14 protein-coding genes and 1 pseudogene are annotated in these 15143 nt (G+C 40.5%); 6 read left to right on the top strand and 9 right to left on the bottom strand.

All coding sequences use genetic code 11. The features are described 5' to 3' along the window. Positions 1-223 precede the first annotated feature (223 nt). Complete coding sequence (locus JI665_RS21865) at positions 224-571, top strand: PadR family transcriptional regulator (RefSeq protein WP_206844125.1); 348 nt, start codon at positions 224-226, stop codon at positions 569-571. Beyond that, positions 558-1556 carry an HAAS signaling domain-containing protein gene (locus tag JI665_RS21860; protein ID WP_206844122.1) on the top strand — a complete coding sequence of 333 codons (999 nt, stop codon included), beginning with the start codon at positions 558-560 and terminating at the stop codon, positions 1554-1556. Before JI665_RS21865 ends, JI665_RS21860 begins: the two co-directional genes overlap by 14 nt. Before the next feature lie 63 nt (positions 1557-1619). On the opposite strand, the gene JI665_RS21855 is transcribed toward JI665_RS21860, so the two are convergent. The 7 genes from JI665_RS21855 to JI665_RS21825 form a co-directional block, all read right to left on the bottom strand. Beyond that, positions 1620-2969, bottom strand: a complete 1350-nt coding sequence (locus tag JI665_RS21855) for a purine-cytosine permease family protein (protein WP_206844119.1) — start codon at positions 2967-2969, stop codon at positions 1620-1622. Between the two features lie 96 nt (positions 2970-3065). Continuing rightward, a complete protein-coding gene (locus tag JI665_RS21850) occupies positions 3066-3395 on the bottom strand; it encodes a cupin domain-containing protein (protein WP_312886280.1) in 330 nt (109 codons plus the stop codon). A 1-nt stretch (position 3396) separates the two neighbouring features. After that, positions 3397-5145, bottom strand: coding sequence for a hydantoinase B/oxoprolinase family protein (locus tag JI665_RS21845; protein WP_206844114.1), 1749 nt, complete (start codon positions 5143-5145; stop codon positions 3397-3399). Beyond that, positions 5146-7191, bottom strand: a complete 2046-nt coding sequence (locus JI665_RS21840) for a hydantoinase/oxoprolinase family protein (protein ID WP_206844111.1) — start codon at positions 7189-7191, stop codon at positions 5146-5148. Positions 7192-7234: 43 nt separating this feature from the next. Beyond that, a complete protein-coding gene (locus JI665_RS21835; RefSeq protein ID WP_206844108.1) occupies positions 7235-7780 on the bottom strand; it encodes a helix-turn-helix domain-containing protein in 546 nt (181 codons plus the stop codon). Positions 7781-8038: 258 nt separating this feature from the next. Beyond that, entirely contained in the window at positions 8039-8863 is an 825-nt protein-coding gene (locus tag JI665_RS21830) for a cytochrome c oxidase assembly protein (protein ID WP_206844106.1), read from the bottom strand. Beyond that, positions 8853-9356, bottom strand: a complete 504-nt coding sequence (locus tag JI665_RS21825) for a DUF2243 domain-containing protein (RefSeq protein WP_206844104.1) — start codon at positions 9354-9356, stop codon at positions 8853-8855. Before JI665_RS21825 ends, JI665_RS21830 begins: the two co-directional genes overlap by 11 nt. Positions 9357-9795: 439 nt before the next feature. On the opposite strand from JI665_RS21825, the gene JI665_RS21820 reads away from it, so the two are divergent. Genes JI665_RS21820 through JI665_RS21810 form a run of 3 tightly spaced genes read left to right on the top strand, consistent with a single transcriptional unit; the run spans position 9796 to position 12528 of the window. Further along, positions 9796-10854, top strand: a complete 1059-nt coding sequence (locus JI665_RS21820) for an ABC transporter substrate-binding protein (RefSeq protein WP_206844101.1) — start codon at positions 9796-9798, stop codon at positions 10852-10854. A gap of 25 nt (positions 10855-10879) precedes the next feature. Further along, the gene (locus tag JI665_RS21815; protein WP_206844099.1) at positions 10880-11686 is read left to right on the top strand and encodes an ABC transporter ATP-binding protein; all 807 of its coding nucleotides are present in this window, start codon (positions 10880-10882) and stop codon (positions 11684-11686) included. A 17-nt stretch (positions 11687-11703) separates the two neighbouring features. Then, the gene (locus JI665_RS21810; RefSeq protein WP_206844096.1) at positions 11704-12528 is read left to right on the top strand and encodes an ABC transporter permease; all 825 of its coding nucleotides are present in this window, start codon (positions 11704-11706) and stop codon (positions 12526-12528) included. A 95-nt stretch (positions 12529-12623) separates the two neighbouring features. On the opposite strand, the pseudogene JI665_RS21805 reads toward JI665_RS21810, so the two are convergent. Continuing rightward, positions 12624-12854 (bottom strand): annotated as a pseudogene (locus tag JI665_RS21805) (protoheme IX farnesyltransferase); the annotation flags it as partial. 74 nt (positions 12855-12928) lie between these two features. Between JI665_RS21805 and JI665_RS21800 the strand changes: the two are divergent. After that, complete coding sequence (locus JI665_RS21800) at positions 12929-13870, top strand: branched-chain amino acid transaminase (protein WP_244671279.1); 942 nt, start codon at positions 12929-12931, stop codon at positions 13868-13870. A gap of 277 nt (positions 13871-14147) precedes the next feature. Here the strand turns inward: JI665_RS21800 and cyoE are convergent, their stop codons facing one another. Then, complete coding sequence (gene cyoE / locus JI665_RS21795) at positions 14148-15065, bottom strand: heme o synthase (protein ID WP_206844094.1); 918 nt, start codon at positions 15063-15065, stop codon at positions 14148-14150. Between the last annotated feature and the right edge of the window lie 78 nt (positions 15066-15143).

Raw genomic sequence — 15143 nt, 5'->3', positions numbered from 1 at the left:
GACAGACCATAGTCCCGATGTTATAAAAATGAATACATTGCCCACCTGAGCCTGGATTTCAAATGGAAGTGTTTGGCCTGCACATCTGCTTATCCAAGCAGTACCAGATTTATTGACAAAAAAACTGAAAAGAAGCAGTTGATTATTGTCACGTCCATACTGTATGATACATAGTATAAACCATATAGTGTATGTCATATAGTATATCAAGCGAGGTGAGTAAATGAGTACGCTGCTGAATTCGTTAACAACAGAGCTTCGGAGAGGAACACTGACACTGGCGGTTCTGAGCCAGCTGCGGACACCGCAATACGGGTATTCGCTGGTTCAGTTATTGGAGGACTCCGGCATAAATATTGATCAGAGCACGTTATATCCCTTGCTGCGGCGTCTGGAAAAACAGGAGCTGGTGACCAGCAGCTGGGATCATACTGAGAGCAGGCCACGTAAGTATTATGTATTGAGTGATCTGGGACTGGAGACTTTTCTGAAATTAAGAGAGGAATGGATCAACAATTCCAAACAGCTATTCGGGCTGTTGAAAGGGGATGAGGAAGATGAATTTAATTGAGGTATATATACAGGAAGTGACCAGGAGGCTGCCTGAAAAGAGTCGTGCGGACATCGCACTCGAGCTGCAGTCAACGATTGGGGATATGCTTCCGGATGATTACAATGAGGAGGATGTTAAGGAGGTCCTCGGTAAATTGGGAAGCCCTGCCGCTTTAGCAGCCGGATACCGGGATCAGCCGATGCATCTCATCGGGCCGCGCTATTTTGATGTTTATGTGTCATTATTAAAAATGATCCTGCCGATTGCCGCAGCCATTTCATTGATTTCCGTTGCTGCCGAGTTTATTTTTGAATTTAACCGCGATGATACCATCATCAATGCGGTGCTCGGTTTCATGGGCTATGGAATCTGGAGACTGATTGAAGTGGCGGTTCAGGTATTCTTCTGGCTGACGATTGTGTTCGCGGTTATTGAGAGGTTGGATAAAGGAAAAGAGCAGCATCCGTTGTCGCCAAGCTTAAAACCGTGGACTCCGGAAGATTTGAAAAGCATCACGTATATTCCGAAGAAGAAAGCCATTTCCAAGTTTGAGGTTTTTGGAAGCTTAATGTGGACTGCCATTTGGGCAACCCTGTACTTTTATGCAGACCGGCTAATGGGAATCTATAGAGGCGGCGGTGAAGGACTGGAGTTCCAGATTGCCGCAGTAAACCAGGAGGTTCTGCTCGGATACTGGCCAATTGTTGTGGTCATCATTGCGCTCGAAGTGGGATTGGCACTCTACAAATTAATCATTGGCCAATGGACGAAAAGGATGGCGATCTTCAACACCGTCCTTGAATTGTTTGCTACCATCGTGTTCATCTTCATTTTACTGAACCCGAATTTGCTCCAGCCTGAATTCACAGCATACATGACTGATTTATTCTCAATCTCAGCCGCACAATTTAAAAACTGGCTGCTTGGCGGCATCATGATTGTATTTATCTTTTATGCTGGAATGAGTATCTTTGATGGGATACGCAAATCAAGAATTCAATAATGTGAAGTCCACAATCAAAATGCCTGTTCTCAAAAATATTGAGAACAGGCATTATTGAATAGATTATAGAATTTTAACATTACCAGAAGAATATGAGTCTGGCTCGCTGCTAATCTCGGTAAAGTGATCAGGTGCCACTCTTGCTTTGATTTTCATGGCAATGATATAAACAAGTGCTGAAGCAATTATGGACTGTACAGCTGGGAGGCCAAAAGAATGTACATATTGAGTATAATAGCCGACAAAAGTTCCGGCTGCTAATGCAATGGTAGCCATCCAATTCCATCCTTTATTATCGGTCCATTGCTGTTTTCTGATAAAAAAGAAATCTGCCATCATAACACCGCCAATGGCTGGATAAATTAAAGCCGTCATATAAAGAAAATCCATAAAATAATCGAGTATGCCTGCTAAAGCAATGACAATGGAAATGATCGTACCAGCCAAAGTCAGCAAGGCTCTCCCTTTATTCGAGTTAACATTCAGCATATTAGCCAATGCCAGACCCATACTATAGTTATTTACCAATTGACTGGTCCAAGTGGCTAACCATAAGATAAGGAATCCCCATACCGGAAATCCTAAGTTCATCATGACATTTACAATATCCGCATCGCCAACCCCTATGGACATGATGGCGCCTACATAGAATAGCGGAAAACCAACGGCAATTATGCCCAAGGGAATTAGTACGTTGTCTTTTACTGCAGGCTTCGCATAGCGTGTATAATCTGAGGCAATGACCCATTGTGAAACATTTATGCCAATTACTAAACTGACGGCAGCAAGAAAAGTCATTTGTGGTTCAGGGTTCCAGGATGCTATCTTTTCCCAGCCGATATTTTTTAAAGCATAGAAAATGCCGCCTGCAATTAATAATAATCCAGCAGGGACAGCTAAATAATCTGTCCACTTCATGGAGGAGTATCCAATAATGGATGGAAGGGCAAATAGAAGGCCGGCAATGATGGTTACAATGGCCCAAAGGAACCACTCAGTCTGATAATCTATTCCAAACATCGCTGCTATGGCATTTCCTGCCACAGCTGTCTGGAGTGCCCACCACCCCATTGAAACGATAAATATAGTCAATCCTACAATAAATCGTGCCTGATTGGACCCAAAGCTTGTTCTGGCAATTACTGACGATGAGCGGCCAGTTTTTGCACCGATGTATCCTGCAAGGGCATTACCGATCCATTGGAAAATAAACAAAGCTGCTGCCAGGATCCAGAATAGCTTCCCGAGACCAAAGCTTGCTGTCAATGTTGCACCAACCATTAAAACTGGAATTGTAAATTCAAGTCCCCCAAAAATGATGGCAGGTGATATCCAGTGCTGCCTTTCATTTATAGGCACAGAAGCAAGAGCTTCATCTTTTCCTCCGCTTTTTCTTAAAGACACATCCTCCATCCCTGTCCAACTCCTTATGATTTTATATCGGAATATTCTGTAAAATTTCCTTATAATAAAGACCTTGCCCATGCAAGGTCTTTATGGGGAAAATGGTTAACCAACCAATACCCACACAATTTCACAATCTTCATCACTGTCATTATAGGCAATATGTTCTTGCCCTGCAGGAATAAAGGTTGCATCTCCGCTTGAAACCCGATAGGTTCTTCCCTTCGTTTCTGTTACAATTGAACCTTTTACTATAATCGAATATTCATTTTCTTTATGATTCGAAACTCCTGTTAAAGGGACTCTCTTTCCTGGAGGAATGACAACCGTTCCAACTTTCAAGTCTCCAGCTAATGCTTTTTGTGAGAATACTGTTTTAAGAGGAACTGCGGCATTTGAATCAATCTGGATATTCTCTATATTTAATACGTCCACTTTATTCACCTCTTGTCTGACGTTCTTCTGTTAAACCTTCGACAGCATATGTTTTCTCGTTTACTTTTACCCCAAAGTCCGCTTCTGCCTGCGATGCAGTGATATAGCCATTTTTCACATCTTTGGCTACTTTTTCTGCAGGGCGCTTGAAAGGTTCTCCGTATCCGCCGCCTGTGGCAGTGACTAATTTTACGACATCACCTTTATTCAGCGGGTACCTGGGATAGATCCCAAATGGGCCATCGGCTTCACCATTTGCTTTTTCAATATAAACCTTGTTAGCTGATCCGTCATTCCCGTCATTCATTCCCCAAGGAACAAATTTATTCCGTCCAAAAGTTACAGAAACCATTTGGTTGTCGGTTAGGGCTTTATAAGAGCGAATGACACCAGAACCGCCAATATACTCTCCTGCTCCGGCTCCATCTGTATGCAAGCTGTACTCATCAACCATAATGCCATACCTTGTTTCAGCTACTTCAACTGGAACATTATACGTTTCGCCATCTCCAATGCAGAATTGTCCTCTTGCACCATCCTGACCTTCAGATGCGCCCCAGCCGCCAACAGAAGGCTCAACAATTAAAAATGGTTCATCTGTATCCTGATGCAATCCTGATAATACGACCGAACAAACAGATAACAGGTGGCCAGCATTAAGCCTATGTGGAATTACTGGAGCAAGAGCTTTCCATATCAAGTCCGCTCCTGCAAGCATGCTTTCCCAATAGATTGAAACAGGAGCAGGCCGTTCTGCTGAAAGAACTGAGCCCTTATCTGTAATAACCTCCAGTGGACGGAACACTCCATCGTTCGCATCTTGAGAAGGATTCGTAATGGCGAGGAAAATAGTCCGTACAGCTGAGACAAGTGCAGTATAAGAACAGTTTACAGGTCCTGGAACCTGAGGATGGCTGCCCCTAAAATCAGCAACAAATTTGTCATCAGAGATGGTTACTTTAACTTTGATCTTGAATGGCCCATTTCCAAAGCCATCATCATCAATAAATCCTTCTGCATGAAAAGTGCCCTTTGGCAGTTTGGTTAATTCCTGACGCGCAAGCTGTTCGCCGTGGTCAAGGAGATAATCTACTGATGATAAAAATAATGGCTTCCCATGCTTTTCACATAATTCCTTAACCCGTTTTTCACCTGTTTTAAGGGCTGCAACCTGAGCCCACATATCTCCCAGCGACAATTCCGGGAATCGGACATTCGCTTCAATGATATCGACAATAGCCTGATTGATTTCGCCTTCATTGAAAAGCTTTACACTTGGAAATTGCAAGCCTTCCTGAAATATATCTGTAGCATCGTTGCTGAAGGAACCTGGATCTTTTCCTCCCACCTCAGTCCAATGGGCCTTATTGGCAGAGAAAGCAACAATTTCTCCTTTATAAAATATCGGCATCACCAGTCCCACATCCGAAAGATGGGAACCGCCTCCGCCATATGAATCATTAATGATGATAATATCGCCCTCTTTTAGCTTTCCATCCCCGAATTTCTTGAGTGTTTGCTTTACCATATCTGAAAGCATCCCAATAAATCCTGTAACACCATTCCCTTGTGTCAAAAGCTGGCCCTTCGCATCGGTAAGACCGCTCGCATAATCCAGGACTTCATAAATAATAGGGCTCATTGATGTTTTGGCAAGGGCAATAAACATCTCATCTCCGATGGCAACAAGTGAATCTTTCACAATCTCAAGTGTAAATGGATCTACTTTACTGCGAACAATTTGCGTCATTTATTCCACCCCTGTTTCAATGATTAGATTTCCGTACTCATCTACAGTCAAGGACTGACCTGGATAAATAACCGTAGAAGCAGACTGTTCCTCTACAATGGCTGGCCCGGAAATTTGCATGCCTTTCCCAAATAAACTCCGGTAATATACTTTTGTTTCAACCCAGCCTTCCTCTTCAAAATAGACCGGCCGTGTTTCTTTGTATGCTTCTTGTATGTCGCTGCTTATAGAACTAATTTTTTTCATCTGAGGTTTTAGTACTTTCCCAAAAGCTGTTAAATGCAGATTTACAATTTCTGCTGGTGTACCTTCAAGCTTAAAGGTATAGTGCTGTTCATGAAGATCGCCAAAGCGCTTAACTACTTCTGAGAGGGTTTCCTTAGACCATTTCCCATTTGGAACAGGAACCTTTACAGTATGCTCCTGCCCAAGATATCGAATATCTGCAAATCTCGTAAATAACACCTTTTCTTCCGAAACGCCCTCTTCCTGATATTGGTTAAGTGCTTGTGCTTCAATTGAATTCCATTCGTTATTCAACTCAGCAGGATCGAGTTCATTTATTCTTCTGATATATGTCTGGATGTAGTCATGCCTTAAGTCAGTCATGAGCATTCCCCATGCAGAGAACACGGAAGAGGCGACTGGAACAATCACTTTTTTCACACCCAGCTCTTTAGCCAATGCAGGTGCATGCATCGATCCGCCTCCGCCAAAAGCGACCAATGAAAATTCACGGGGATTATGACCTTTTCTTACTGAAATAAGCTTCAATGCATTCAGCATATTGGAGTTTGCAATTCGAATAATCCCTAATGCAGCTTCTTCAACCGTCATTTCAAAATGATCAGCAACCTTCTCTTTAATGGCCGCCTTTACTTTCTCCAAATCTACTTCATAATCGAAATTCTCCGGAGAAAGCCTGCCAGTGAGCAAGTTGGCATCTGTGGTTGTTGGTTCTGTTCCGCCTTGACCATACGCCACAGGACCAGGCAGCGCGCCTGCAGATTGCGGACCAACCTTTAAAGAACCAGCTCCATCGATCCATGCGATTGAACCCCCGCCGTTGCCGATTTCAACGATATCAACAACAGGTACTTTTATTGGATAACCAGCACTCCGCTCATTTTTTTCAATAAAGTAATCCGTTGAAACCTTTACCTCCCCCTGATTAATCAGAGAACATTTCGCTGTAGTCCCGCCAATATCAAAAGCAATGATATTTTTCTCATTCAAGATTTCACCAAGAACTGCAGCACCATAAATCCCGGCTACAGGGCCGGACTCTACCATATTAATAGGGGTTTGTTTTGCACTATTAAAGGTTGTTGTACCGCCGTTTGACTGCATAATGTAATTCTGGCTGTCAGTCTTGTTTTCTACTAATTTATTATGCAGACGGTTTACATAGGTAGCCGCAATCGGCTTAACATATGAATTAAGAACCGTAGTGCTGGTCCGTTCATATTCCCGCCATTCCTTTGTCACTTCATAGGATGCTGTAACGGCTGCTTCAGGCCATAGCTTTTTTATTAATTCCACTGTCTCAATTTCATGAACTGGATTAACATAAGAGTGTAGGTAGGCGACAGCAATAGCTTCTACTTTTTGTTCCTTGAAATAGTTAATAACAGCCGTTAACTGCTCCTTGTTTAACGGAGAAAGTACCTCACCTTTATAATTCAGGCGCTCCTCTACTTCCTGGCGTAAATAGCGCTCAACAAAAGGCACCGGCTTTTCGTATCGTACATTAAATAGATCCGGACGGTTTCCTCTTGCAATTTCAAGCACATCACGGAAACCTTTGGTTGTAATTAAACCTGTCCTGACCCCTTTGCGTTCTGTAAGAGCATTGATAATTACCGTGGTACCATGGATAAAAGTCTTGATGGCTGTCTGATCGATTTCACTTTTCTCAATAACATCGATCACTCCCTTTTCAAAATTGGGAGGTGTGGTATGGCTTTTAGCAACCCCAATTTCACCTTCATCATTGACATAAACCAGGTCAGTAAATGTCCCGCCAATATCTGTAGCTACACGCATGATACTCCACCTTTCGTTAAATAAGATATTTATAATCAGCCAATTAAAAAATAACTGGCGTCAAAACACAAAGTAATCTTGATTCTTCATTTATGGGATTTTCCATCGTGTGCGGGTAAGTGGATGGAAAGTGAATGGAATCACCTTCCCTGACAACATATTCCTTCTCATCTACATGAAAAATAACAAATCCCTTTAATACGTAATAATATTCCTCACCTGGGTGGCCAAATTGCTGTATCTGTTTTTGGTTCGGGGCTAATGTAACCAAGAGCGGTTCAAGGTTTCTGCCTGGAAATTCACCATTTACTCGAACATAAGTAAACTCCGAGCCCTTGATATTAAACGGCTTATGTTCACTGGCCTTTACCATAAAATTCTGATTTGGTTTCTCATCTTCGAAAAACTCAGAAATCTTAACATTAAGTGCATCCGCTATTTTCTTTAAAGAGGTAATAGCTAATGAAGTTGCCCCTCTCTCTACTTGAGAAAGGAAGCTGATTGACAAATCAGTGCGTTCACTTAATTCCTTTAGGGTATAACCATGCTGAAGTCTTAAATCTTTAATTTTCTTATAAATTTCTTCCATAATGAACTCCTTTGAAGCAGAACTGAAAAATTATAGTGTAGATGTAATTTATTTTAGTAATACTGTAATTAATCGTATAATATCATAAAATATTTTAAATTAAAAGAAAATTTAAAATAAATAAATGGCTTTTAGAAATGAACACCTGCTCTTTGCATCCTGAAAGCTAAAGCTAAGAATAAAAAAATCCGGCTTTCATATATGAAAACCGGAATAAATTAACTTTAATATGAAGCCCTCATTGTTGAACAAGCTGCATTACCCTCTGGTACTTTCTGTTTCCGGGCTTACTGATACATCTTCTCTTTGCCTGCTGGCTTTGGACCATTGCCAGCAAAAGATGAATATGAGTATAATGTCAATCGCGTCCCCGCCATAATACATGATCATCCCTCCATTTTCAGCCTGAGAAGCTGATACACCAGCAGGCGGATGAGCATAAATGTACTTTGAAAGGATCCCATGCCCTGCCAAAGCAAAAACGAATACAAGTGCACGGTACAGAAAAGGAATCCGGTGAGGGATCGGATCAAAATAAATCATTGACACTGTAAATAAATATCCTGCCAGGAATACATGGAAATGAACAATGAGATGAATAAGAATGCTCTCGTGCATAAGCGAGTAAAGAGAGGTTGTATATAATAACCAAAGCCCTCCTATATTAAGGAAGGATGCCATAATGGGATGGGTAAACATCCGCGAAATCCAGCTCTTCAGAACCCTTAAAAGCCTTCTTGCTAAAGGAACACTTAGAGTTCGCAGCAAAAGCGTCATGGGCGACGCAAGTGTCATGAGCAACGGAGCAAGCATGCCTAAGAACAAATGACTGAACATATGTGCCGAAAAATCTGAATGGGCACGGTCAGCAAGGGTACCTATTACGGCTGCGACAGCGAAAAAAACGCCAAAAATCCAGCAGACAGTCCGGTATACCGGCCATGGCCTGTGATTTCTGCTGGAGACGAAAACAGCAAGGATGTATATAAATAAACTCAGCACAAACGGCAATGCCGCGAGTAATTGAGGGATTAGATCAGGTGCAGGAGTTCCGTCAATATGATGAATATGATTATTGTTCATATGGGACAGCCTTTTCAGGTTGCTGTTTCTTGTTTGTACGAATAACAAGGATAAGACCGATTATGATCATGAATACAGCTATTGCATTCCATATAAGATCGTAGATAAATACATTCTCTACATATCGAATTTGATGTATCCGCATTAATTTGTGCTGGATGGTACCATCATATAACTGGAAACCTCCCGCACCAAGCAGCTTCCCACCCCACCACCTCTTCAAGCACAATGCATTTCGCCGGCGAAGATCGGCAAAAATAAACAAACCTCCAATTGTCGCAAACCAACTGAAAGCATGAAAAAGCCCGTCGGAGATAAGTCCAATATCCGTAGTGGATTTGTCATAAAAATGATGCCAGCGCAGCAGCTGATGAAAAATTGTCTCATCTATAAAGGCAGCAAACCCAATGCCAAACAGCACACCAGACCACAGATTGCGGGCTGAGCTGGCAGGATGGTTTGATTTAGCTGAACGATTATGTTCAATAGTCATAACCTTATTCCTCCATTCGTATCCTGACGATATCCCGAGTACACCCATCATTCTATCCAGAATGAGCAAACATTACTCGAATTCATCACCTTCAAAGAGCTATCTGTTTGATAATAAATACCCCCTTTTAAAGTGAAATATCGAACTGTCAGGATTTTGTTATAAATTGAAATAATCTTTTTCCTCCTTCAGACTTATTTCCTTATTGGAATCCAAACAAAAGAATAACAGCAGAACATTTTTTCTATGGAGTGACTCATTTTAAATAAGATGACTCTTAAGATTTAAATTACCTAACCAATTCGTACACAGCTCATTTTTTAATTCTAAACTGTTTAAATTTTTAGAAAATAATGCTATAATTAAAAAAAAACAAAACATAGTTTTATATATAAAACACAAAAGTGTTTTTTATATAAATATTTCTAGGAGGGATTACATGTTTATCAAGAAAAGTGGAGCTGTGCTCCTATTAGTTTTAGCCTTATTTTTAGCAGGATGTTCTGGTGGCGGAAACGCTCCGGCAACAAACGAAGCCGGGAAGAAATTGACCGAGATTACTTTTTCTGAACCAGCTAGAATTCTCTCTTTGGCACCTTTTTATGTAGCAGTTGAAAAAGGCTTTTTGAAAGAAGAAGGAATTAAAGCTGAAATTGCCTCTGGTGGCGGTGGTTCACAAGTTATTGCTTCTGTTTTATCAGGACAAGCTCAATTTGCCATCTCTGGACCCAGAAGTATGTTTGTACCATTGGAAAAAGGTGAAGATCTTGTAGCAATTCAATCTTTAAATTCAGCGCTCACCTTTGAAATTGCCCTATCTAATGAATACATAGAAGAAAAGAAAATAAATATGGATGCTCCCCTTAAAGACCGTGTTGCTGCATTAGAAGGTGCAAGCATCGGAACAAATGTAGTAGGCGATTCAGGGGACATTTATACGAGATATTTAATGCAATTACATGGCATTGATCCATCGTCAGTTAAAATGGTCAAATTAGCCGGCACTGGACCTAAAATTGGCGGTATGAAGGAAGGCGTTGTTTCAGGCGGGATCAGTTCACCTCCATTTGCCGCACAAGTCAAGAATGAAGGTGTAGGAGAACTAGTGATTAAAGCGAGTGAAGAGCCCACATATGCGAACATGGTTTGGGAAGTTGTATTTGCAGATCGGGAATATCTTGAAGAAAACCCTGACATAGCAGCTAAAGTAGTGCGGGCTATTGGAAAAGGAATCGAGTTTACCCGTGAAAATCCAAAGGATGCTGCAGAGTCCATAGCTTCCTATTTCGAAGGAACTGACCTTAAGGTTTTGGAAAATTCATTAATAGACTTAAAAGATACCTTCCAGGGTTATGGAGAAATGACTAAAGAATCTTGGGATAATGCTCAAGTTCCTTTGGTTGAATTTGGAGATTTAACTGGAATTACCAAGGAACAGAATACAGAACCTGGGGGTATTTGGACAAACGAATATATAGAGGAAGCATTTCCTAAATAATTCTTAATGAAAAGTGGTGAATATAGTGAGCGGAGCAGCGATTGGACAGGGTTATAAACTATCATCAAATGATCTTGACGTAACTTATGTGAACAATAAAACGGGTGCAGAAGTCATTGCGCTTCAAGATATTAATTTGAATATTAAGGAAGGCGAATTTATTTGTATCGTTGGACCCAGTGGATGTGGTAAAACAACCTTTTTAAATACAGTGGCCGGTCTAATAAAACCAAGCAGAGGTTCCATTTTACTCGATGAAAAAAAAATAAATGGACCGGGCATTGATCGATCTGTTGTCTTTCAAACTCCAAGTCTCTTTCCTTGGCGTACTGTTATTCAGAACGTGCTATATGGCGTGGAGATTCAAAAACGAGTGTCCAGGGAAACTAAGATAAAGGCAAAAGAGTATATTGAGATGGTTGGGCTGAAAGGATTCGAAAATCATTATCCTCATGAGTTATCTGGAGGTATGCAGCAGCGTGTCAATCTTGCAAGAGCATTGACAGTAGAGCCTTCTCTTTTATTACTGGATGAACCATTCTCTGCGCTTGATGCTCAAACACGGGAATTTATGCAGAAAGAGTTACTTCGAATTTGGAATGAAACTAAGAAAACAAGCTTGTTTATTACCCACCAAATAGATGAAGCCGTATATTTGGCAGATCGGGTATTCGTATTTGGAGCAAGACCAGGCAGAGTTGTCGATATAGTGGATGTTACAATTCCAAGACCACGGGATTTAAATATAAAACGCGATCCTGAATTTTTAAAGCAAATAGATTATATTTGGTCTTTGATAGAAAAAGAATCTACTAAACAAGGTTTTCATTAAAGGGAAAGGAGCGGGCCATGGCAAACACTGAAATTACTCAGGAAACAAGGAAGCTCATAAAGGAAAAGCCAAAAGTTTTAAGAAAGAAAGACTTTACTATCGTGATAAGTGTCTTCTCGGTTGCTTTATTTATATTAGGGTGGGAATTAGTTTCGAAAAAAGAATGGATTGATCCACTGTTTGTCAGTTCTCCTTCCGAGATATTTCAAGCTGCTGTTGTAATGGTGCAGGAACCTGCATTTTGGAGCAATATGGGCGTAAGCGGCTATGAGTTTGCAATAGGCTTTGTTTTCGCCGTCCTTATCGGGATACCTATTGGTGTACTTTCGGGCTGGAATAAAATTTTTAATGCCATTGTAAACCCTTTTATTTCCGGATTATACGTTACACCAAAAGTAGCTTTATTACCTGTAATCGTTATTGCATTAGGAAGTGGGGTTGAATCCAAAATGCTGATTGTCTTTTTGATGGCATTCTTCCCAATTGTTTTAAATGCACAAAAAGCAATGCAAACACTGGATCAAAACTTGATAAAAGCCGCTCGCACCTTTACAGCCAGCGAGTTTCAAGTTTTTAAAACGATTGCTTTGCCTTCGACTGTTCCGTTTTTATTAGCAGGTATCCGTTTGGGTATTGGTCAAGGTTTGATCGGGGTAGTAGTCGGTGAATTATTTGCTTCATCTGCAGGTATTGGTTTTCAATTAACCATTGATGGCCAGAATTTACAAACAGCCAGAATGTTCGTTGGGATATTTGTTATTACGATAACTGGTCTTATCCTTTCTGGATTAGTTGGATTATTAGAGAAACATTTTTCTTCATGGCGGCCGCAAAATGATTAACTCTGAGTAATAAACTATGCCCCTCTCAAATTTGAGAAGGGCTTTTTAGTGACTTAATTACAATATAAATCTACTATATCCGCAGCTTGATGCTTTTACAAATCAAAAATAATCCCCATCATTGAGTAAATAATAACCGTCGAAAACAGGACTGTCATATGAACAAGCTAAAAGATAAACAGTGATTTTGCCCATTTTTCCGGGTCCATCCGTTTATAGCCGTACACACTGAGCGCCAGCCAGGCAATTCCCAAAAGCAGGGCCACCAGCATAAGGCCAATGCTTAAGGAGCCTAACAGGAAACTGATTCCGATCAAAACATTCAATCTGGATATAGGGTCTCTTATCCCCTTTTGCATATTGGTTTGTTAGGAATAATCCTGACTGACCAAATATATAAATGAAGAAAATATATTATTATTGGTGGGATAATAAAATGAGGTATGTTTTTGACCAGGGGGAAATTCTAGATGAATCTAAGGTTTCAGTTAGCATAAGAAATAAAGGTCTAAATTATGGATTAGGATGCTTCGAGGGAATTAGGGCTTACTGGAATGAATATCAAAAACAATTATTCATTTTTCGAATTTGGGATCATTATAAACGCTTAAATGAATCTGGAAATTCTCTACATATACAAGTTCCTTATACACCAATACAATTAATTAAATGGACAATCCAGTTATTAAGACAAAATAATGTCCGGGAGGATGTATATATACGGCCTATGTGCTTTAAGGGGGCAAATACACTGCGTCCTGATTTAACAGATCCTTTTAATAGGGTTACAATTTATTGCACAGCATTTGAATATAAACCTAAGCCGGCCTTAAAGGTTTGTGTTTCTTCATGGAGCCGTACAGGTAATAATATGATTCCGCCTCAGGCAAAATCAACGGGAAATTATTTGAATTCTGGATTGGCAACTACGGATGCACTTTTAAATGGTTTTGATGAAGCTATATTTTTAACGGATGAAGGAAATGTAAGTGAGGGGCCAGGAGAAAATATTTTCATCGTGAAAAATAACAGGTTAATTACCCCGCCAATATCCGATAATATACTCGCAGGGATTACGCGAGATACTGTCATTCAAATTGCTAAAAATCACTTATTTCTCTCAGTTTCTGAACACAGTCTGTCAAGAACGGAACTATACTCTGCTGATGAAGTGTTTTTCACTGGCACAGCAATAGAAATCAAACCTATAATTAATATTGATCATAGGAAAATAGGAAAAGGGATTGAAGGGGATTTGACTAAAAAAATTCGCTTTCATTATGAAAATATTGTGAGAGGAAACAATCCCCATTATTTAAGCTATTGTACACCGGTGTATTAACACTTAAAATCTTTAGTATTTCGCTTAATTTTATTAGAATATCATTTAAGTAATGGATATTTTGGAAGTTCCCTTCTCGTCAAAATAAGGGTGCAAACCTTTCTTAAGCTTGATTCATTAGATAGTCCTGTTTTATAAGTCACCCTTTCTCCCCTGATAAAACCACAAGAAAAAGCGTTAATCTTAACGATTAACGCTTTTCAATAATCTAAATCCATTCAATTGACAACCTTTTCTATGGAGTCTATAGCCATTATTCCCCATAAAAATCTAAAAGTTATAAATCAAAAATAATCCCCATAATCGAGTAAATAATAACCGTTGAAAACAGGACTGTCATATGAACAAGCGAAAAGATAAACAGTGATTTTGCCCATTTTTCCGGGTCCATCCGTTTATAGCCGTACACACTGAGCGCCAGCCAGGCAATTCCCAAAAGCAGGGCCACCAGCATAAGGCCAATACTTAAGGAGCCTAACAGAAAACTGATTCCGATTAAAATGATTAAATATATATTCGTCTGGATATATGTTCTTCTGACACCCTTTACAACGGGCAGCATCGGAACGTTTGCCGCTTTATATTCATCATGCTTCCGAATGGCAATCGCATAGAAGTGCGGCATTTGCCAAATGACCGTGATGATAAATAGGCCAAGGATCGCAGGATGCGTGATATCCGGATGGATGGCAGCCCAGCCAATCAGCGGCGGCATCGCACCGGAAATGCTTCCGATCTCCGTATTGTAAATGGTTCTTCGCTTGCTCCACATCGTATATGGGACCACATAAAAAAATAGCCCCAAAAACCCGAGGAAGCCCGCTAAAGGAGTCGTGAAGGCAAGAGCGAGAATTCCAAAAACAGACATGAAGGCACCAAGCCACAAAACCTGTTTTGGCTTGATTTCCCCTGTGACAGTTGGTCTGCTTTGGGTCCGCTTCATAATCGAATCGATGTCACGGTCATATAAATTATTAAAAGCCCCGGCTGCCCCCATTACCAGGCTTGAGCCAATAAAGGCCAGTAAAATCTCAGGCAGCTTCTCCAGAAGGCCGAAGTCGTAGGTATATAAGGCCAATGTTAATCCTGCAAACATCGGGATCAGGTTAGATTTGATAATCCCTGTCTTGACTGTTAGTGCGAGGATCTTTGATAAAGGCCGTCCCTGCATTTTAAGGGTTGCTTCCTCTTTCATGATCGATCTATTCCCCTTTTATTGATTATCTCTCATCTCTATCTAAAAAAATACTAATTAGATTAACAGTATACACTT

The sequence above is a fragment of the Bacillus sp. NTK034 genome (assembly GCF_017303275.1).
Classification (GTDB): Bacteria; Bacillota; Bacilli; order Bacillales; family Cytobacillaceae; genus Cytobacillus.
The sequence above is the reverse complement of the archived record's forward strand: the minus strand, read 5'-3'. Positions and strand labels throughout refer to the sequence as shown.